The following is a 19041-nucleotide window of genomic DNA, read 5'->3' on the forward strand; positions in this document are numbered from 1 at the left end:
AGAGGACGGAAAACGCTCACACCCCCAAGACGTTCAGGCGACGACAGACCCTAGATGTCAGCGCGGCGCTGGTAGCGGATGGGCAAGAGGCGGAAGCAGTTGAACCACGCGTGGGTGCGTTCCTCGACCCAACGGTGGCGCCCAAGCTTCCAGCGGGGGGGACTAGCGCGTGGTGAAGCAGGCCGGCTCGCCGGCTGGCCTGTAATCAATGCGCCTTTCATCAAGTGGCGTAACTCTTCAGTGTGCTATCTTAGCCCATGCTCGACTCCTCCCCACCGTCGCCGATCTCTTCAAGGCCAAGGCCGTCGCCGACTACGAGGTAAACGCCAAGGTCGAGGTGTACCTCGCGGACCCCGCTGCCGCCGCCCCCACCCGATCGCCGACGGCTACTGCCCAAATCTCGCCGCGGCCGTCGCCGGTCACGGCTGGGCGAGCTCCGTCGTCGCCAACCGGCGCTGGGCGACGGTAAGCAGACTTGGCCCAGCCTGCGTCTGGCCCTCCTCGACGGCGCCTTCACCGCCGAGCGCTGCCGGGAGTGGTGTCATCTCCACGGATTGCGCCACAATTTCGTCGAGAAAGGCCCAGATCAGAAGGGCTTCGTTGTTCTGGAGCGGCGTTGGGTCGTGGAGCGGACCTTCGGCTGGCTCAGCCACTGGGGTGGCCTGCACCGTGAGCGCGCCGGGCGTCTCGACGTCGCTACCGGAAGGCTTGCCTGCGTCGCTAGCCTCATGGTCGCCAACGCCCTCCAACAATCCCGCCTGAATGCAAGTCCTCAAACAGTCTCTGAGATTCAGCGGACGACAACAAACAGCTACCGCTCGATATGGGCCGTCGAGGGCGAAGCCGCCATCCACATCGTCATCGATCCGCCCCCTCACAGGTCGAAGTCCCTTCGGCGCCATTCTCAAAACCGTCAGCGCTTGATCCTAGCCGTCACAGGGGTGGGTGATTAAGAGAAAAGTGCTCCCGAGCCTCCTCAGTCTTGGCGGGCAACGATTCGCCATGTTCGCCGAATAACAACCTGTCGAGCATGGTCTCAACTTATTAATTTTATTAATATTTAGTTCGATATTGATACTAATCCTGAAGTTTTAATAAATATAACAACTCCTCGATCATAATAGAAATTAATAATCAAACTAACCTCTTTGAAGTTGCAAAGTGGATAGAGCTTCATTGATAGTTGACAAAGAATCGTCAGTCTCTCGCATTTCAATAGCAATCCAACCGGCATATTCAACGTCAGTCAGCACTGATATCAGTGGCGCATACAGCGGTGCATCCACTCGCGTGATCGGAGCCAGCTTCGGCTTTGATAGATGCACGTGCGCAATGATATCATGGTGCTCTATGATGATGTCCTGTATATCCTCTTCGGTGAAAGCTAAACAGCCGCTATCGATGTGAAGCCTGAAGGATGGATGGTTGACGGCCCTCACCATCGCGGCGCATTGCGCCGTGGTTACCAGAAAGTCCCCACCGTACTCGTTAGGGGCAGCCTCAAGGGCAATTATGAAGCCGGTTGCAGCGACAGCCTCCGCTAAGCACCGGAAGCGCTGCGCGCCAAGTTCAAAGGCATTCTCGACGGTAAGTTGCCCACGTTGACGGTTCCGAGGGGCTCCAAAGACACCCGCACCGCCCCTACTCAAATGCTCGGCAAAAATCGCCACCCGCACTGTATGCTCTCGCATCGCTTCGAACGAGGTGGTATCACCGAGAAGTTGGCAGTCTGGCCGGTCGAAATAGAGCGCTTGATACGAGCTAACCTGAAGCCCGGCTCTACTAATTCGACGGCCTTCGACGCGGGCGATCTCCTCAGTGAGATTTTGCCAGGGCGCAAGTTTCGTGGGGGCGACTTCGACCCCGGCAACGTTTGCGTCTGCAAGCGAAGCATACACCCGATCAGTGATAGAGGCTGGCCAAGCGATATTAGAGACAGACAAGCGGTTCATTCGCCGCTCTCCAAGTAGCTACCGATGCCATTAAGAACGGTCTCGCGATCGAAGTGGTACTGATTGGCGCCGCCAAGAACGCCTGCGTAGATCGTTCGCATGTCGTAGGATGCAGCGGGGTTATTCAGGTCTGGTTTGCGTAACTTACCCGGAAAAAATCGCTCGGCGATAGCCGACATGGTGACAGGCTCAGGCGCGATATTAACGAGCGTTAGGTTCGCATCTGTGATTGTCTCGATATCGCGCTCTAAGCGACGCACGTCGTACCATTGAAAGCTGCCGCGCGCGTCGATCGCATCGACCATATTGTTGTAGCGCAGATCGAAGATCGCGTTCTTCTTCAGCCCCCGACCATAGAGCGCTGGGAGCCGGATGATGAGGTGGTTGGCGAACGTCTTGGCAATAAACCGTTCGAAGGCCGCTCTGTGCACGCCATACGGTGCGCCTTCATTTGGTGTAGGATCGCGCTCGGTCACGCCTATGGCATCCTGATACACGTCGGTCGTCGACAGCAGCACGAAGCGGTCCGCAGTGACGTGTTTCAGGTTTTCAACAAGGACGTCGATGGCCGCCTGGTCTGTCTCTGGTTCCTTGTTGGCTTTCCATTTCAAAGCGGAAATGCCGGCGCAGACGACCTCTCTAAAACGGCCGCCGCGCATGGCTTCGCTGTTGCTAGAGTTAAAGTGCGCGTCATACCTTCCGGCGTGGATGAGGTTTCCCCCGACGAAGCCGGTATGCCCAATCAAAGCGCGCATATGCTAATCCAGTTTCAATCCGATTGACTCAACCTTCGCCCGGATGGACGCAGGCAGCGAGGACGGGACGTCTGCAACACCCTCGTCCTGATCCGCTTCGATCATTGACAGGATTCGCTCAGTTGCGAAGAAAATTGTATCAATTTTTCCAGACATGACGGTCAAAACTCGTCCGTCCCGACCAACATAACAGCTTCGATCGTCGCTACTTCCGATAGGCTTAGTTTTGATTGAGATCTGCGGCCCCATGAATTTATAAATATCAAGGAATTCCGGGACATTCTCCTGCGCCTGGCGGGTCATCAAGCCGCGCTTGGCCTCTACTTGTTCTGAGTTTACATGATCGCGCACCGAACGAGCTTCTTCGGAGCTGTTGAATCGTCCGAGAGGTGTGTGCGGGACGCTTGACAAAGTATAGATCGTCTCAACTTCCGTTGGATAGATGGAGTAGAGCGGCCCATCCACAAAAGTAATTGCAGGCAATCCAGCTGGTGCCTCAAAATACAGAAGCAGCGTTGGCTCGTAATAAGTCGAAACGATATTTTTGCCAAAATGCCCCCACGTGGCATCAATAACATAATCAAACCGCTCGCCGTTTACCAGGATATGCTCCGAGAACTTCTCGATTGATTTAATTTCGACTGAGAGGCTTGTAACATGTCGCAAATGGTGCCGGAAGTAATGTCGAGCTTTGTCAATTAGTATAACGCGTTCCTCAGCACGTATCATTCCATCAATATTCGTCAGATTGAGGCTGCACCGATCAACGGAGCGGTAAGGTATTCCCGTCGCGGTCATGATAAGTTTGTAGGTGTCGAAATCAATAAGGGATGTGTCTTTTGGTACGGCATATATATTTTCCAAAACCGGCTTACTCAAATCTCCGTATCGTTCAATAAAGCGTGAAAATCCGTCACGCGATTGTATGCGTGTTCCTGCGTGCCTAGGATAATGAAACCCAAGATGAAGCCGGAACTGGTTATTCCCGGAGGCTTCATGCAAAAGCCTTTCATTTTGCTCGTACAACCGAACCGTAAAACCAAGAGCCATCATCGACGAGGCAATATGACAACCATACCAACCTCCCCCAATGATCGCGATCCGTCGACTCATTCCGCAACCCCTGTTCCGCAACCAAACCCAGATGCAAGCATTATGCGTGCACCCTGTGTCTGAGCTTTATCGCAGGCAGAGCCGGCAGGATAGGACATTGCAACGAATGGCTCAGGTTGGAGGCTCCCGGCGTGAGCATGCCAGCCCTCTAAACCTTCCGACTGCTGCCTTAACTGTAATGTCAATAGTTTTATCTGATGCTAAACGATGGCGATAACGACTCAAGGGGATTGCGTTGAAAGGCCGATTATAATGTGATGAGGCGAATCGGTAGGTTTTGCCGTGTCCGCTGCCTTACCGCTACAACAGGACGTCGATGCCAGTGATCTGCGCCGTCTGGCCTCACTAGCCGTGATGCCGGTCAGATCCGCCGCTTGCGGGCGCCAGAGCGCTTTCCGAGCGTGATAGAACGGCTTCCGGGTTGGGGGGAGGCGGCGAAGGAGAGCGCCGATATCCTCAGCCGTGTCCGTCGATCTACGTCAGCGCGTAATCCATACCTTCAGACCGGCGCGTCTCGGTACCAAGCGGCAGAACGCTTCGGGGTCAGCTTAGCGAACGCGAGCCGATGGTGCAGCCAGCTCACTCGTGAGAGATAGATGTGAGCTTTCGGGAGGTTGTCCATCCGGTCTTAACCGAGGACGCTGGAGGTTTGAGGCTTCAGCGATCCCGGAGAGACCGGAGTGAACATCCACCAGAATGCGTGTTTGACGCCCTTGGATCGAGAGCGCCTTGTGCGGCTGGCCCGGAGCGGGCTCGTTGCGAAGGCGGTGGCCGCAACGATGGGCGTGCGCCCCAAGACGGTGGGCAAGTGGGTCGCCCGCTTCGACGCCGAAGGGGCGGTCGGGCTGCAGGATCGCTCCTCGCGGCCGCACCGCCTGCACCGTCCGACACCGCCCCGGACGCAGGAAGCCATCGTGGCCCTGCGTCAACAGCGCCTGAGCGGCGCGCAGATCGCCCGTGATCTTGCCGTCTCGCCGGCCGCCGTCAGCCGTCAGCCGGGTGCTGCACCGGTACGGCCTGAGCCGCATGCGCGACCTCGAACCGCCCGAGCCCGTGCGTCGCTACGAGCGCGACAAGCCGGGCGAACTGATCCACATCGACATCGAGAAACTCGGCCGCTTCGAGCGCGTCGGGCATCGCATCACCGGCGACCGCACCCGACAGAGTTCGGGCCGCGGCATCGGCTGGGAGGCCCTGCACCTGGCCGTCGACGACCACTCCCGACTTGCTTACTCCGAGATCCACCCGGACGAGCAGCGCGGCTCCTGCCTCGCCTTCCTCTTCGACGCCCTGTGACCTGACCGGCTGGCTTTGGACTGGGCTGACTGAGAGGATCAGCTAGGACCGAAGGAGTTGGACATGCGACGAGGACAGAAGACGAGCGCGGAGCAGGTCGTGCTGAAGCTGCGCCAGATCGAGGTGCAGACCGCCCAGGGCAAGAGTTTGGCTTTGGCGTGCAAGGAGGCGGAGATCTCCGAGCAGAGCTATTACCGCTGGTGCAAGGAGTACGGCGGCCTGCAGGTCGATCAAGCCAGGAAGATGAAAGATCTTGAGCGCGAGAACGCTCGGTTGCGCCGGCTCGTGGCTGACCTATCCCTGGAGAAGCAGGTGTTGGCGGACGTCGCCTCGGGAAACTTGTAGCCCCCGAGCGACGCCGGCAGGCGGTGGACGCCATTCAGGAGAAGTACGGCCTCTCGGAACGTCACGCTTGCCAGATCGTCGGCCAGCATCGGGGTACGCAACGCTACGTGCCGACCGTGCTGGCCGACGAGGATGGGCTGACCCGAGCCATCGTTGCCCTGGCGTCCGAGTACGGACGCTATGGCTACCGCCGCGTCACCGCGCTGCTGCAGGCAGCCGGCTGGCAGGTGGGCAAGGATCGGGTTCAGCGCATCTGGCGTCGCGAGGGGCTGAAGGTCCCCAACCGACATAGACCCCGCAGCCGCCTCTGGCTGAACGACGGCTCGTGCGTGCGACTACGGCCGCTTCGCCGCAACCACGTCTGGAGCTTCGACTTCATGCAGGCACAGACCCATGACGGGCGAAGCCTGCGCATCCTGACGCTGATCGACGAGCCCAGCCGAGCCTGCCTCGCGCTGAAGGTGGCGCGGCGGATCAACAGTCTCGGCGTGATCGAGGCGCTGGCCGACGCCATGTGCCTGCATGGCATCTCAGAGCACATCCGCTGCGACAATGGCCCTGAGATGATCTCGAAGGCGTTGCGCAAGTGGGTCGCCAAAGCTGGCTCGCGGATCCAGTACATCGCGCCGGGCTCGCCGTGGGAGAAAGGGTACTGTGAGAGCTTCAACGGTAAGCTGCGCGACGAGTGCCTGCGCCAAGAGATCTTCTACTCGCTCAAGGAAGCCCAGGCCGTAATCGCCCTGTGGCAGAACACCTACAACCGCGTCCGGCCGCACTCGTCCCTGGGCTACCGGCCGCCCGCGCCTGTCAGCTTCCCCGATCGGGCCTTCCGGCTACCCATGGCAGCGGCCATGCAGTAGCCTCTCACTCGGCTCGGTCCAAAATACCGGTCAGGTCAGGGGGCCAAGGCGTCGCGCAACTCGTGCAGGAAGATCGCGGGCCGCGCTTCGTAGATCGTCAGGATCAGGTCGGCCTGCGCCTTGATCCGGTGCGAGGCGTGATTGCCACCCGACGGCTTGGGCGCGAGCTGCCCTTCCTGGCGGAACTGTTCCGACCAGTGGTTGGCGCTGGACACGCTGACCCCGAACCGGGCTGCTGCCCGAAGACAAGACGCCCCTGGTGCGCGTGATGGCCGCTTAGCTGAAGCGGGCTAACTGGCGCAGGTGCTACCGTCTCAGGAATCAGTTCGTCGAACCGGTGTTTGGGCAGATCAAACACGCCTAGGGCTTCCGATAGTTCATGCTACACGGCCTCGATCAAGTTCGCAGCGAACGGCGATGACCTGCACCGCTCTCAGCCTCACCCGAGCCGACCCAGGAAAACGACGCCCTCTCCCTCAAACGAAAAGTCGCGCCCTGGGACGATGACTGCCTCGAAGCCATCGTGACAAAATGAAAAATTCATTCTGATTGCCCTGCCTTGACGCCGCGGTTGTCTGTCCGGTCAATGCGTATAAAAGCCCATGCCGGACCAACGCAGGGTTGGCGGCGATGAAGCTATAATCCTTGGCTAGCTTCGTAAATCACGTGGTTGCCTATGGTGGCTGCCTAGAGCATCGTCCCCAAAGGTGGACAGCGGCGATTGTTGGAGACGTGATGCGCATTCTTGTGACGGGCGGCTGCGGCTTCATCGGCTCTGCCCTCGTGCTGCATCTGGTGCAGGATCTCGGCCACGAGGTGCTGACCCTCGATGCCATGACCTACGCCGCCAACCCGATCTCGCTGCAGCCGCTGGCGGACGACCCGCGCCACCGCCTGGAACAGGCCGACATCTGTGATCCGGCGCGCGTCCACGCCCTCTACGCCGAGTTCAGGCCCGAGGCGGTGATGCATCTGGCCGCCGAGAGCCATGTCGATCGCTCGATCACCGATCCGGGCGCCTTCGTGCGCACCAACGTCATCGGCACCCAGGTCATGCTCGACGGCGCCCGCACCCATTGGGAAAGCCTCGACCGCGAGGCCAAGGCGACGTTCCGCTTCCTCCACGTCTCGACCGACGAGGTCTACGGCTCGCTGCCGCCGGACGCGTTCTTCACTGAGGAGAGCCGCTACGATCCGCGCTCGCCCTACTCGGCGTCAAAGGCGGCCTCCGACCATCTCGCCCGCGCCTGGCACGAGACCTACGGCCTGCCGGTGCTGGTGACGAACTGCTCGAACAATTACGGCCCGCGTCACTTCCCCGAGAAGCTGATCCCGCTGATGATCTTGGCCGCGCTGGAGGGCAAGCCGCTCCCGGTCTACGGCGACGGCCTGAACGAGCGCGACTGGATCCATGTCGAGGACCATGCCCGCGGCCTCGTCGCGGTGCTGGAGCGCGGCCGGCTCGGCGAGACCTACCTGCTGGGCGGGCGCTCGGTGCGCAACAACCTCGCCGTGGTGAAGGCGCTCTGCGCCGCCTTCGACCAGCTCAAGCCCGAGAACGGCCCGCACGAGCGCCTGATCAGCTTCGTCGCCGACCGGCCCGGCCATGACCGGCGCTACGCCATCGACCCGTCGAAGGCGGAAGCCGAGGTCGGCTGGCGGCCGACCAAGGTGTTCGAGGCGGCGCTGACGGAGACCGTGCGCTGGTATCTCGACAACGAGGCGTGGTGGCGCCCGATCCGCGAGGGCCGCTATTCCGGCGAGCGCCTCGGTCTCGCGCCCAAGAGCGCTTGAGCATGGACATCCTGATCCTCGGCGGCGCCGGTCAGGTCGGCACGGAGCTTCAGGCCTTGTCCTGGCCCGAGGGTGTGCGGGTCCACGCGCCCGACCGCCAGAGCCTCGACATCACCGACGAGGCCGCATTGGCCGCCGCGCTCGATGCGCGCGCCTACGCGGCGGTGATCAACACGGCGGCCTACACCGCTGTCGATAAGGCCGAGAGCGAGGCCGTCGCCGCATGGCGCCTCAACGCGCTGGCCCCGGCCATCCTCGCCACCGAGACGATGCGGCGGGCCATCCCGCTCGTCCATGTCTCGACCGACTACGTGTTCGATGGGTCGGGCGAAGGCTTCTACGCCCCCGATGCGCCGGTGAACCCGCAGAGCGTCTACGGCGCCAGCAAGGCGGCCGGCGAGATGGCGGTGCGCTCCGGCAATCCGCGCCACGCGATCGTGCGCACCGCCTGGGTGGTGAGCCCGCACCGGGGCAACTTCGTCAAGACGATGCTGCGGCTCGCGGGCGAGCGGGATCGGCTCACCGTTGTCGAGGACCAGCACGGCTGCCCGACCTCCGCGGCCGATCTCGCGCGCGCGCTCGCCGCGATCGCCCTGCGGCTGGCGGGCGACGAGGCCGCGCCCACCGGTACCTTTCACTGCGTCAACGACGGCGCGACGACGTGGTGCGACTTCGCCCGTGCGATCGTCGCGGGGTCGGCCCGGCGCGGCGGGCGCTCGGTGCCGATCGAGGGCATCCCGAGTTCGGCCTACCCGACGCCGGCCCGGCGCCCGGTGAACTCGCGCCTCTCCACCCAGAGCCTGACCGACGCCTACGGCCTCGCGCCGCGCTCCTGGGAGCCGGCGCTCGACGACATCCTCGACCGGCTGGTCGGGCCGGTTCGCTCCCACTGATCAGGACGTGTTTCGTATGAAGGGCATCGTGCTCGCCGGCGGCTCCGGCACCCGGCTCCATCCGGCCACGCTGGCGATCAACAAGCAGCTGCTGCCGGTCTACGACAAGCCGATGATCTACTATCCGATCTCGGTGTTGATGCTCGCGGGCATCCGCGAGATCCTCGTCATCTCCTCGCCGGAGCATCTCGGCAACTACCAGCGCCTTCTCGGCACCGGTGAGCAGTTCGGCGTCACCTTCACCTACGCCGTGCAGCCGCGGCCTGAAGGGCTGGCGCAGGCCTTCATCATCGGCCGCGACTTCGTCGGCAGTGACGACGTGGCGCTGGTGCTCGGCGACAACCTCTTCTTCGGCAATGGCATGAGCGACCTGCTCGCCAAGGCGCGCACCCGCAAGAGCGGGGCGACGGTGTTTGCCTACCACGTCGATCATCCGGAGGCCTACGGCGTCGTCACCCTCGACGAGTCCGGCCGGCCCTTGCGGCTGGTGGAGAAGCCCAAGACCCCCGAGAGCCCCTGGGCGGTGACGGGGCTGTACTTCTACGACAATCAGGTTCTCGACATCGCCGCTGAGGTGAAGCCCTCCGACCGGGGCGAACTCGAGATCACATCGGTCAACCAGGCCTATCTCGAACGCGGCCAGCTCCATGTCGAGCGGATGAGTCGCGGCTACGCGTGGCTCGACACCGGCACGCATGACAGCCTGCTGGAGGCGGGCGAGTTCGTGCGGGTGCTGCAGCGCCGGCAGGGGCTTCAAGTCGCCTGTCTCGAAGAGATCGCCTACCTGCAGGGCTTCATCGGCCGCGAGCAGCTGCAGGCGCGCGGCGAGCTGTTCGTTAAGACAAGTTACGGCCAGAATTTACTTAGCCTTGCTAAGTTTGAATCGTTTTTTATTGGATGAATAGCATACTTACGTTATTGGAAACTTTCAACCTGACTACAACTAGCGACAGGGCCCATAAAGGTAGGATGCCAATGCTGTTCTCGACAAAAAAAACTAACAAAAGAAACGTCTATATTGTGAGCAACTCGATATTGTTCGACGCCGAATATTATAGAATTACGTATGGTGTAAAAAGGTACAGAAATGCCGCTAAGCATTTCTGTGATATTGGCTGGAAAATGGGCTTCAATCCTTCGCAGTATTTTAACACATCCTACTATGTTAAGTCGTACAAAGATGTAGCAAGCAACAGCGTAAACCCGCTTGTGCACTATCTAAAGCACGGTGGGAAGGAAATGAGAAGACCAAGCGATAAATTCGATGTTCAGTCATACTGCGCTGCACACCCAGAGGCAATGGAGTCCGGCAAAACTCCCGCTGAACATTGTCTCGCAACATATGGGAATTACAATTGGCGGCGCGATCTTGATGTTTCTGACACTTTCCCAGGCGCTGCTGATAATTTCTCACGCTATTTTGACAAAGAATTCTATCTGTCGCATAACTTAGATGTAGCTCAAGATGGGATGGACCCGTTTTTACACTATATCGAATTTGGACAGTACGAAAGTAGGGATCCATCACCCAATTTCGACACTTTTTACGTTCGCAAAGAACTAAAAAAGGCGGGCAAAACAAGCCAAAACATCATTAACGAACATGCTAATTTTGAAAAATTACAGCTTGCCAGACTCTGCAATGCAGAGTCCATATTATTGGATATCAAAGAAGGTCAAGTATCAATCAAGCAGCGTGCCCATAATCTGAGTCTGTGCGTGCACGTGCATTGTTTCTATCCAGAGCTGATAGCAGAATTGATTCCTGGATTTAACAACCTGCCGATCGGTTCGGCGGTAGTCATAACTGTCACAAAACAAGCTGATAAGGATTTTATTCAGAACTGTCTAGCTAATTTCAAAGAAGGATACGATCTGCATGTTCGTGTCGTGCCCAATCGCGGGCGAGATATTGCTCCGTTTCTGATTGGATCCCGAGATATATGGGAAAAATATGATATCGTTTTGCACCTTCATACTAAGAGAAGTACTCATGTATGCTGGGGAGATGAGTGGCGTAGATACCTGTACGATCAGATTCTCGGTTCACCTCAACTCGTAGACAATGTGATTTCGTGTTTTGAGCAAAACAACACCCTCGGATGCCTGTATCCTCGTAATTTTTATAGAATTAAAGAGTTTGTCGATGTTGAAAACAATATAAGTCGCATTAAAGATTTCCTCGAATCCGTCAATTGTGGAAACGGTCCGACGGTCCAGCCTGATTATCCGGCTGGATCCATGGCTTGGTATCGCACCAAAGCGATATCAGGTATATTGGAAAACCCTCGTGATATTGACCGGTTTGAGGAAGAGTCGGGCCAAGTAGATCTAACTTTCGCACATGCTCTCGAACGAATTTTGACGCTAGTCACCCGAGGAGCTGGCTTTGACGTTAGAAACTACATAACTCAGACTAGAAAAAGACTAGCGCCTATAGAAGGATTGCCTGTCCGTGAAAATAGCGCGGAGAAGAACAGCTCTCTTTGGCCGCGTGATACGCCTAAGATTGCGCAAAATCCCCCCGCAGCCATCAAGCCAATAAATTGCACTTTTAATCCGGAGCAGCTCGATATTCATTGGATTCTTCCAGCGTTCTCTCAAGCGGGAGCTGGCGGGCATATGACAATTTTTCGGATGGTAGAATTTCTGGAACTTTTTGGTCATAACCAAACAATTTGGTTTCAAAATGCTGCCCATCTTGCAGATCAGGCGGAAACAAAACGTCGGATACAGAGCTGGTATCGTCCCATCAGTGATCGGGTTCGCGTTCGGTTCCTTCCTGACGATATTAGGCAAATTTCGGCAGATGTATTGATTGCGACTGACTGTTGGACTGCGTTTCCTGCGGCACAGGTAACGAATGTAAAAGAACGATTTTATCTCGTTCAAGATTTTGAACCGATGTTTCATCCCGTAGGTGAGCTGTATCTGCTTGCCGAGATGACATATAAATTTGGATTTTCTAAGCTATGTGCTGGGAACTGGCTTCTAAGCCTTATGCAGGCTCGTGGGGCATGGGCTCGTGGTTGGGAATTGTGTGCCGACCATGAAGTTTATTTTCCGGGTGTTTTTAAACAGGAGCTTTCCGGAACTGTTCGAATCGCCTTTTATTCCCGCCAGTATACGCCTAGGCGGGCTGTTACGCTCGGGTTTGCTGCATTTGAACTATTGCACAAGCAAGGATTTAAATTGCATGTAGATCTGTTTGGAGAAGAAGATATCGGAATAAATTACTCGTTCCCCTACACTCAGCATGGGATTCTGTCTCCGGATAAACTAAGTGAGATTTATAGGTCGTGTGATATTGGAGTTGTTTTTTCGTCGACCAATTATTCGCTGATACCGCTCGAAATGATGGCTTGTGGACTTCCAGTTGTCGAAGTTGATACAGAGAGTACACGTGCGATTTTTAAGAACGGAGAGGTTTATTTTGCACTTCCGGCACCGTATAGTATTGCTGACGCTGTTCGTACCCTATCTTCGAGTTCGACGCTGAGATTGGAACAACGGCAGGCTGGATTGGATTTCACCAAAAAGACGTCCTGGGAAAGAAGTGCGCGCTCACTTGAGGCAGCACTAAAAGAAAGATTGGATGAGAAGGGTTATAGATCCTTAGTGCCGGCCGCAATTACTAAACCCATGAAATCAACAAATAGGACTGCGACAGTATTTATCCCAACATTCAATGCGGGGCCTGAATTCAAGAATGTCCTAAGTGTGCTTTCATCTCAGATTTGTGACTTTGAGTATGAAATATTAATTGTCGACAGCGGTTCTGTGGATGGGACGATTGATTTAGCCCGAAAGTTTGCCTCGAGCAAAATCAGATATGAGTCGATTGATCAGTCGCAATTTCAGCATGGAAAGACACGTAACCTCGGATTTGAGTTGTCTGATAGCCAATATGTTGCTTACATAACGCAGGACGCATTGCCGAAAGATAATTATTGGCTCTCAAACCTCATTGGAGGTTTCGGTTATGGGCCGCGAGTTGCCGGTGTTATTGGCCGACATGAGGCTTACCCAAATCACGATCAATTCATACATAGAGATATTGATCAAATGTTCGATCTATTATCTTTACTTCCCAATGTGATCGACCACCAAGTGGGCTTGCCCAGCTTTATGTATCCTGGAAGTCGGGACTGGGGTATGCTAATGCGGTTCTACTCTGATAATAATTCTGCGATGAGCAGGTCTGTCTGGAATGTTCTTCCGTATCCGGAAGTAGATTGGGGTGAGGATCAGATCTGGGCAGAAGAAGCTCTACGACTCGGTTATCAAAAAGCTTACGTTAATGATGCTATTGTTTATCATTCTCATGCTTTTGACCTGCGTCAGCAGTATTCTGTGTCGGCCACAGAAGGTCGTTTTTGGGCGGAGCACTTTGGTTTACAGCTTCATGAAAATGCAGATGCTGCTATTTCCGATCTCGACGAACGAGATCGTGCTTTCGCACTGAAAAATGCCATCGGAAGCCAATTATTGCAGAAAAGATTGCTGTTCAACCGCGCTACGGTACAGGGTAGGCAGTTTGGCTATAATCAGGTAAAGCCTCCTTATTGGCCTTCTGCGAGCTAATTAAGCTAGATTTCCTTTTGGTTGGAAATCAGCGCTCGGTCACTCTTTAGAGCGGCGCCTAAGCGAATTGCGACGTTTCTGAAGTTGAAGTGTTGAGGGGGTGAAGGACGACGCCGATGCCTTCACCCCTGTCTGTCGATCGTCGCGAGCGTATTATCTTAGCTGTTTCATGAGCCTCGTCCTGTGGTCAAATTGCTGCCCGGTGCGGGGTCAGTGTGTTAAAAGCCAGAACGTTTCCAGGTTAGCCTGGATCGTATCCTGCGGCGGCGAAGAAGTCGGCGCGATCGTTTGGCGTGATGGTGTCGATGAGATCATCAGTGGCCGACCACAATCACTCGAGGTGCGTTCCACCGCTTTTCGCAGCAGCGCCTTGAGCTTGGCGAAGGCCTCCTCGATTGATGATGTGGAGGGCTCGTGCTCTCAGCGTTTCGCTGGGGCATAGTCAGGATGCTGTCGCCACAGGCTGAGGAGCCACTGATCCGCCCCCACTGAAGTGGTCCGCCCTGAGGTATGGCTTTTGAGCCAGATGAGGACGGACAGATGGGAACGAAGCGGCACAAGCCGGAAGACGTGGTCGCCAAGCTGCGGCAGGTGGATGTTCTGGTCTCGCAGGGCCAGAGCGTGGCGGAGGCGATCCGGGCCATCGGCGTGACGGAAGTGACCTACTACCGCTGGCGCAAGGAGTACGGCGGCCTGAAGAGCGATCAGGTTCGACGGATGAAGGACCTGGAGGTTGAGAACCAGCGGCTGCGCAAGGCGATTGCGGATCTCACCCTCGACAAGCTGATCCTGCAGGAGGCCGCTCGGGGAAACTGACCAGCCCCGCGCGCCGACGCGCCTGCATCGCGCATGTCATGAACGTCCTAGACGTCTCCGAGCGCCGCGCCTGTCGGGCGCTCGGGCAGCATCGCTCGACGCAGCGCAAGGTGCCGCGGGGAAGAGAGGATGAGGCCGCGCTGACAGCCGACCTCGTGGAACTGGCTCGCCAGTACGGGCGCTACGGCTACCGGAAGATCGGTGCATTGCTGAAGGCGGCGGGCTGGTTCGTCAACGACAAGCGGGTCGAACGGATCTGGCGGCGCGAGGGGCTGAAGGTCCCGTCTCGGCAGCCCAAGCGCGGCCGCATCTGGGACGGGGATGGTTCCTGCCTGCGATTGCGGGCGGAGCGTCGCGATCACGTCTGGTCCTACGACTTTGTCGAAGCCCGCACGCACGAGGGCCGCAAGTTCCGGATGCTGAACGTGGTCGATGAGTTCACGCGGGAGTGCCTGGCGATCCGCGTCGCACGCAAGCTGAAGGCGGCGGACGTGATCGACGTGCTGTCCGACCTGTTCATCCTGCGCGGCGTGCCCAGCCATATCCGCTCGGACAACGGTCCGGAGTTCATCGCCAAGTCCGTGCAGGCCTGGATCACCGGTGTCGGCGCCAGAACAGCCTACATCGCACCCGGCTCGCCATGGGAGAACGGTTACGTCGAGAGCTTCAACGCACGACTACGGGACGAGCTTTTGAACGGTGAGATCTTCTACACGCTCAAGGAGGCGCAGATCGTGATCGAGAGTTGGCGTCTACACTACAACAGCGTGCGCCCGCACGCCTCGCTCGGCTACCGACCACCGGCCCCGGAGGTGTTCGTGCCGGCCTTCACCGCTTGGCCGGCTGCGCTCACTCGGTCGGCTCCGCCGGCCAAGCGACCCGTGGAGCAAAGGCCGACCCTGCACTAACTTAGAACTTGGACCACCGCGTGGGGGCCGATCAGCGGAAGGCGTGACCATGCGCACTATCGTCGAGATCACCAACGACAGCGCGGCAGCCGTCTTTGATGGCGGGAAGGATCTTACCGACCTCCTGACGCTCGCTCGTGTGAAGGGCATCGACGCGGCCGAAGGTGCGGAAACGGATGCTAGATGTTTGATCCCAGGCTTTGATGGTGCAGACTTCTCACGGGATTGGAAGGAAGCGCTATGGGCCAGGTTCACCACGCAAGCGCCATGACGACTGCGGCGGTCCGTCGAGCGATACAGCATAGTTAAGAGAGCCTGAGGGCGCTGGCCAAGCGCTACGGGATCAATCCCAAGACGGTCGCCAAGTGGAAGAAGCGGACCTCGACAGCCGATCGTAAGACCGGGCTGACCGAGCCGCACTCCACGGTGTTTTCCGTAGAGGATGAGGCGGCCATCGTCGCCTTCCGGCGCCACACGCTCCTGCCGCTCGACGACTGTCTCTAGGCGCTCCAAGCGACGATCCCACATCTGACGCGATCATCGCTGCACCGGTGCCTTCAGCGTCACGGCATCTCGCGCCTGCCCGATGTCGAGGGTGACAAACCCAGTCGCTCGAAGTTCAAGCGTTACCCAATCGGCTACTTCCACATCGATATCGCCGAGGTGCGAACCGAAGAAGGAAAGCTCTACCTCCTCGTAGCCATCAATCGCACGACGAAGTTCGCCTTCGTTGAACTGCACGAGAAGGCAGCCCGCCGTGTTGCCGGCGACTTCCTCCGGGCCCTTGCTGCCGCTGTTCCCTACAAGATCCACACCGTGCTGACCGATAACGGCACGCACTTCACCGATCCCTCCGGCGAGACTAGGACGCCGGCCGAGATCAAGCAGATGCGCGCCGATAAGGTTCTCTTTCGGTGCCACTCCTTCGAGGGCGCCTGCGCCGACCTCGACATCGAGCATCGCCTCACCAAGCCGCGTCACCCTTGGACGAACGGTCAGGTCGAGCAAATGAACCGGACGATCAAGGACGCAACCGTCAAGCGCTTCCACTACGACAATCACGACCAGCTCCGGCAACACCGCGCCGACTTCGTCGCAGCCTACAACTTCGCCCGCCGCTTGAAGACCCTACGCGGCTTCACGCCCTACGAGGCGATCTGCAAAGCCTGGACAGACGATCCGTCCAGGTTCATCCATGATCCGCGCCACTAAATTCCGGGACCAAACATCTAGCCGCAGCGAGCGATGAGCAGAGGATAGACGGAGGATGAGGATCGAGCCTATGAAGCAATATCTCACATTCAGCGATTGAAGCCCTACGCTCGGGAGCACGACCATCATGCATGATACCGCCTTCGAAATCGGAAAACTATTCATAGAAACATACCAAATCGCAGAGAATCAGACTATCGTAGAAATAGGTAGCATGGATATCAATGGTTCGCTAAGGAGCTGTGCGAACCAATCAAGTGCGTATATCGGTATTGATGTTGAGCATGGGAATGGTGTTGATTTCGTTATAGATCCAACTCAACCCCTGCCTCTGAGAACAGGTTTTGCGGATTTGGTGGTCTCAAGTTCGCAATTTGAGCATGATCAATTTTTCTGGCTTACATTTCTAGAGCTAGGGCTTGTTGTCACTTGATCCAATCGCAGGCTGCGGCGAGGCAGAGGACGCCTGTGAAGCTGGCGGCGGTCTTCTCGTAGCGGGTGGCCACCGCCCGCCATTCCTTCAGGCGCGCCCAGAGGCGCTCGACGCGGTTGCGGTTGGTGTAGATCCAGTCCGGGCAGCGGGTGGGTGCTTCGTTGCGCTTGGTGGGGACGGCCGGCTTGGCGCCCACGTCGCGGATGTGCTGACGGAAGCCGTGACTGGAGTAGCCGCGGTCGGCCACGACCCACAGCGGCACGCCAGGCAACTGGTCGAGCAACGGCACGGCGTGGGGCAGTTCGTGCGCCTGTCCCGGCGCGAGGCGGAAGGCGACGGCGCGGCCCGCGCCGTCGGCGATCACGCAAGCCTTGGTGCCATACCCGCCACGAGACCGGCCAAGCGCTTCACGACCGTCTCGCTCGGTCGCAGATCCCCCCTTTTGGCCGCACCTGCCGCCTTCTGGTGCGCCCGCATGTTGGTGCCGTCGAGGAACACCATGCCGAGTTGCACGCCGCGCTCCTGCACCAGGGCGAGCAGGCGCTCCCACACCCCGGCGCGCGCCCAGCGGATGAAGATCTGCGCCGCCCGCCACCACGGCCCGAACTCGTCTGGAATGGCGCGCCACTTGGCCCCGTTCTGGTGCCGCCACAGGATGGCCGAGAGCGTGCGTTGCAGGTCCTGCGGCGGGGTCTTCGCCTTCGGCCGGCAGGCATGCACCAGCGGCTCTAGAGCCGCCCACTGCGCGTCGTTCAGCATCAGCCCGCTCCATCCAGAGGACGGAAAACGCTCACACCCCCAAGACGTTCAGGCGACGACAGACCCTAATACGTATCACGAAGCCCCGCGGCTATATATATATCAACGCTCCTTCTAATGGAGTTTTTCATCAATACCCCGTGGATTGTTGGCGGTTTTATCCCGATGCAGGTCGGGCACTGGCGAACTGGTCAGTCCGCAGCGGCTTAGATTGCACCTTGGTAGAGAGCTTTACAGCTCATAGGAAGGGCGACTTGTGGAACGATTACGTAGCAATATTTCAGAAATGCGAAGAGACATCCGCCATTGCTCCAGCTTTTATTTCTGATGTTGTTGGCTGTGATAACGTCACGAAGTTGGGCCATGCCTCAACGTCTAAGCGCGTAGAGGCAACCGAGGATATGCGTGCTCTCGCTGACGCAAGGCAGAAGTCTATCGAAAATGATGCTTACCGCCAACACAGCGAAAACCTCCAAATAGAACTAAACTTCGCGAGAGAGCGTTTAGCGCAACTCGAAGCCGCAAATGCTGTTTTGAATGATGAGTTAAGGGCTTTGAAAAAAAATGAGTGTGAAACAGAGATTGCTGGAGAGTAACTCTGACCTGAGCGGTATTTTGGACCGAGCCGAGTGAAAGGCTACCGCAAGGCAGCAGCCATAGGTAGCCGGAAGGCCAGATCGGGGAAGCTGACAGGCGTGGGCGGCCGATAGCCCAGCGACGAATGCGGCCGGACGCGGTTGTAGGTGTTCTGCCACAGCCCGATCACGATTTGCGCCTCCTTCAGCAAGTATAAGATCTCCTGCCTCAGGCACTCGTCACGTAACTCTGCGCGGAGATCTCCGCCTTCTTGCACGCCAGCGCCAAACTCTTGCCCTGGGCTGTCTGCACCTTGATCTGGCGCAGCTTGAGCACCACCTGGTTCGCGCTCGTCTTCTGACCTCGCCGCATGTCCGACTCCTTCAGTCCTGGCTGATCCTCTAAATCAGCCCGGTCCAAAGCCAGCCGGTCAGGTCAACGTCACGCACAAAAAACACGCTCCACGCCGCCGAGCAGCAGCGGCCGGATGTGAGGGCCGAGCGCGAGGACTGGTTCGAGGCCCAGGACGAACTCGGCCTTAACAGGCTCGTCTTCGTCGACGAGACGGCGACCACCACCAACATGATGCGCCGCTTGGCGAGCGCTGCCGGGTCACAGTTTCGCACGGGCATGTGTGGACGCCCCTTCGGGTGCAAGCAGAATCTCCGGATGGGTGCGGCGCGTGATCGGGTGCTGCCATGTGTCCGGCTTCTGATGCGGCGGGTCACGTGCCGCGGGCCCGTAT

At 58.0% G+C, this 19041-nt stretch carries 15 protein-coding genes and 7 pseudogenes; 12 read left to right on the forward strand and 10 right to left on the reverse strand.

Annotated features, from left to right (window positions below):
- Positions 1-53: 53 nt before the first annotated feature.
- From M2437_RS14690 to M2437_RS14710, 5 genes and pseudogenes are all read right to left on the reverse strand, one after another.
- Positions 54-149, reverse strand: a pseudogene (locus M2437_RS14690) (IS5/IS1182 family transposase); the annotation flags it as partial.
- Positions 150-419: 270 nt separating this feature from the next.
- On the reverse strand, positions 420-902 hold the full coding sequence (locus tag M2437_RS14695) for a hypothetical protein (RefSeq protein ID WP_277570430.1): 483 nt from the start codon (positions 900-902) through the stop codon (positions 420-422).
- Positions 903-1139: 237 nt separating this feature from the next.
- Positions 1140-1952: a sugar phosphate isomerase/epimerase family protein gene (locus M2437_RS14700; protein WP_253387868.1), complete on the reverse strand. Its 813-nt coding sequence runs from the start codon at positions 1950-1952 to the stop codon at positions 1140-1142.
- Positions 1949-2707 (reverse strand): NAD-dependent epimerase/dehydratase family protein, encoded by a 759-nt coding sequence (locus M2437_RS14705; RefSeq protein WP_253387869.1) that lies wholly within the window; start codon positions 2705-2707, stop codon positions 1949-1951. The genes M2437_RS14700 and M2437_RS14705 overlap by 4 nt, the downstream gene beginning before the upstream one ends.
- A 3-nt stretch (positions 2708-2710) precedes the next feature.
- Entirely contained in the window at positions 2711-3820 is a 1110-nt protein-coding gene (locus M2437_RS14710) for an FAD-binding oxidoreductase/lyase (protein ID WP_253387870.1), read from the reverse strand.
- Between the two features lie 680 nt (positions 3821-4500).
- Between M2437_RS14710 and M2437_RS14715 the strand changes: the two are divergent.
- Both M2437_RS14715 and M2437_RS14720 read left to right on the forward strand, forming a co-directional pair.
- Positions 4501-5113: pseudogene (locus tag M2437_RS14715) on the forward strand (helix-turn-helix domain-containing protein); the annotation flags it as partial.
- A gap of 66 nt (positions 5114-5179) precedes the next feature.
- A protein-coding gene (locus M2437_RS14720) for an IS3 family transposase (protein ID WP_253387871.1) occupies positions 5180-6321 on the forward strand; the annotation gives its coding sequence in 2 pieces (ribosomal slippage) (positions 5180-5447 and positions 5447-6321; 1143 coding nt in all).
- A 41-nt stretch (positions 6322-6362) separates the two neighbouring features.
- Here M2437_RS14720 and M2437_RS14725 read toward each other — a convergent pair.
- Positions 6363-6584 (reverse strand): annotated as a pseudogene (locus M2437_RS14725) (IS630 family transposase); the annotation flags it as partial.
- Between the two features lie 472 nt (positions 6585-7056).
- On the opposite strand from M2437_RS14725, the gene rfbB reads away from it, so the two are divergent.
- The 4 genes from rfbB to M2437_RS14745 all read left to right on the forward strand — a co-directional run bounded on the left by rfbB (position 7057) and on the right by M2437_RS14745 (position 13592).
- Entirely contained in the window at positions 7057-8115 is a 1059-nt protein-coding gene (gene rfbB, locus M2437_RS14730; RefSeq protein WP_253387872.1) for a dTDP-glucose 4,6-dehydratase, read from the forward strand.
- 2 nt (positions 8116-8117) lie between these two features.
- Positions 8118-9008: a dTDP-4-dehydrorhamnose reductase gene (gene rfbD, locus M2437_RS14735; RefSeq protein WP_253387873.1), complete on the forward strand. Its 891-nt coding sequence runs from the start codon at positions 8118-8120 to the stop codon at positions 9006-9008.
- 16 nt (positions 9009-9024) lie between these two features.
- Entirely contained in the window at positions 9025-9909 is an 885-nt protein-coding gene (gene rfbA, locus M2437_RS14740; RefSeq protein ID WP_253387874.1) for a glucose-1-phosphate thymidylyltransferase RfbA, read from the forward strand.
- A gap of 74 nt (positions 9910-9983) precedes the next feature.
- Positions 9984-13592, forward strand: coding sequence for a rhamnosyltransferase WsaF family glycosyltransferase (locus M2437_RS14745; protein ID WP_499006846.1), 3609 nt, complete (start codon positions 9984-9986; stop codon positions 13590-13592).
- 241 nt (positions 13593-13833) lie between these two features.
- Here M2437_RS14745 and M2437_RS14750 read toward each other — a convergent pair.
- Positions 13834-14009, reverse strand: a pseudogene (locus M2437_RS14750) (IS630 family transposase); the annotation flags it as partial.
- A gap of 123 nt (positions 14010-14132) precedes the next feature.
- Here M2437_RS14750 and M2437_RS14755 point away from each other — a divergent pair.
- The 4 genes and pseudogenes from M2437_RS14755 (at position 14133) to M2437_RS14770 (ending at position 16961) form a co-directional block, all read left to right on the forward strand.
- A protein-coding gene (locus tag M2437_RS14755; protein WP_209688052.1) for an IS3-like element ISMex5 family transposase occupies positions 14133-15316 on the forward strand; the annotation gives its coding sequence in 2 pieces (ribosomal slippage) (positions 14133-14397 and positions 14397-15316; 1185 coding nt in all).
- Between the two features lie 49 nt (positions 15317-15365).
- Positions 15366-15587, forward strand: coding sequence for a hypothetical protein (locus M2437_RS14760; RefSeq protein WP_253387876.1), 222 nt, complete (start codon positions 15366-15368; stop codon positions 15585-15587).
- Positions 15557-16528, forward strand: a pseudogene (locus tag M2437_RS14765) (IS481 family transposase). Before M2437_RS14760 ends, M2437_RS14765 begins: the two are co-directional and overlap by 31 nt.
- Positions 16529-16655: 127 nt before the next feature.
- Entirely contained in the window at positions 16656-16961 is a 306-nt protein-coding gene (locus M2437_RS14770) for a hypothetical protein (RefSeq protein ID WP_253387877.1), read from the forward strand.
- Here M2437_RS14770 and M2437_RS14775 read toward each other — a convergent pair.
- Positions 16954-17720 (reverse strand): IS5 family transposase gene (locus tag M2437_RS14775; RefSeq protein ID WP_153876776.1). Its coding sequence is split into 2 segments (ribosomal slippage): positions 16954-17405 and positions 17405-17720, totalling 768 coding nucleotides; the frame shifts between segments, so codons are not numbered across the junction. The genes M2437_RS14770 and M2437_RS14775 overlap by 8 nt on opposite strands.
- Positions 17721-17974: 254 nt before the next feature.
- Between M2437_RS14775 and M2437_RS14780 the strand changes: the two genes are divergently transcribed.
- Positions 17975-18316, forward strand: coding sequence for a hypothetical protein (locus tag M2437_RS14780; RefSeq protein ID WP_253387878.1), 342 nt, complete (start codon positions 17975-17977; stop codon positions 18314-18316).
- 41 nt (positions 18317-18357) lie between these two features.
- On the opposite strand, the pseudogene M2437_RS14785 reads toward M2437_RS14780, so the two are convergent.
- Both M2437_RS14785 and M2437_RS14790 read right to left on the reverse strand, forming a co-directional pair.
- Positions 18358-18546 (reverse strand): annotated as a pseudogene (locus M2437_RS14785) (integrase core domain-containing protein); the annotation flags it as partial.
- A complete protein-coding gene (locus M2437_RS14790) occupies positions 18525-18668 on the reverse strand; it encodes a hypothetical protein (protein ID WP_253387879.1) in 144 nt (47 codons plus the stop codon). The pseudogene M2437_RS14785 and the gene M2437_RS14790, both read right to left, overlap by 22 nt.
- A 78-nt stretch (positions 18669-18746) precedes the next feature.
- On the opposite strand from M2437_RS14790, the pseudogene M2437_RS14795 reads away from it, so the two are divergent.
- Positions 18747-18937, forward strand: a pseudogene (locus tag M2437_RS14795) (IS630 family transposase); the annotation flags it as partial.
- Positions 18938-19041 lie beyond the last annotated feature (104 nt).

The sequence above is a fragment of the Methylorubrum pseudosasae genome (assembly GCF_029504475.1).
Taxonomy (GTDB): Bacteria; Pseudomonadota; Alphaproteobacteria; order Rhizobiales; family Beijerinckiaceae; genus Methylobacterium; species Methylobacterium extorquens.

Coding starts and splice junctions, on each gene's coding strand:
- M2437_RS14695 (WP_277570430.1), bottom strand. CDS start 902: ATGGCGCCGAAGGGACTTCGACCTGTGAGGGGGCGGATCGATGACGAT.
- M2437_RS14700 (WP_253387868.1), bottom strand. CDS start 1,952: ATGAACCGCTTGTCTGTCTCTAATATCGCTTGGCCAGCCTCTATCACT.
- M2437_RS14705 (WP_253387869.1), bottom strand. CDS start 2,707: ATGCGCGCTTTGATTGGGCATACCGGCTTCGTCGGGGGAAACCTCATC.
- M2437_RS14710 (WP_253387870.1), bottom strand. CDS start 3,820: ATGAGTCGACGGATCGCGATCATTGGGGGAGGTTGGTATGGTTGTCAT.
- rfbB (WP_253387872.1), top strand. CDS start 7,057: ATGCGCATTCTTGTGACGGGCGGCTGCGGCTTCATCGGCTCTGCCCTC.
- rfbD (WP_253387873.1), top strand. CDS start 8,118: ATGGACATCCTGATCCTCGGCGGCGCCGGTCAGGTCGGCACGGAGCTT.
- rfbA (WP_253387874.1), top strand. CDS start 9,025: ATGAAGGGCATCGTGCTCGCCGGCGGCTCCGGCACCCGGCTCCATCCG.
- M2437_RS14745 (WP_499006846.1), top strand. CDS start 9,984: ATGCTGTTCTCGACAAAAAAAACTAACAAAAGAAACGTCTATATTGTG.
- M2437_RS14760 (WP_253387876.1), top strand. CDS start 15,366: ATGCGCACTATCGTCGAGATCACCAACGACAGCGCGGCAGCCGTCTTT.
- M2437_RS14770 (WP_253387877.1), top strand. CDS start 16,656: ATGCATGATACCGCCTTCGAAATCGGAAAACTATTCATAGAAACATAC.
- M2437_RS14790 (WP_253387879.1), bottom strand. CDS start 18,668: ATGCGGCGAGGTCAGAAGACGAGCGCGAACCAGGTGGTGCTCAAGCTG.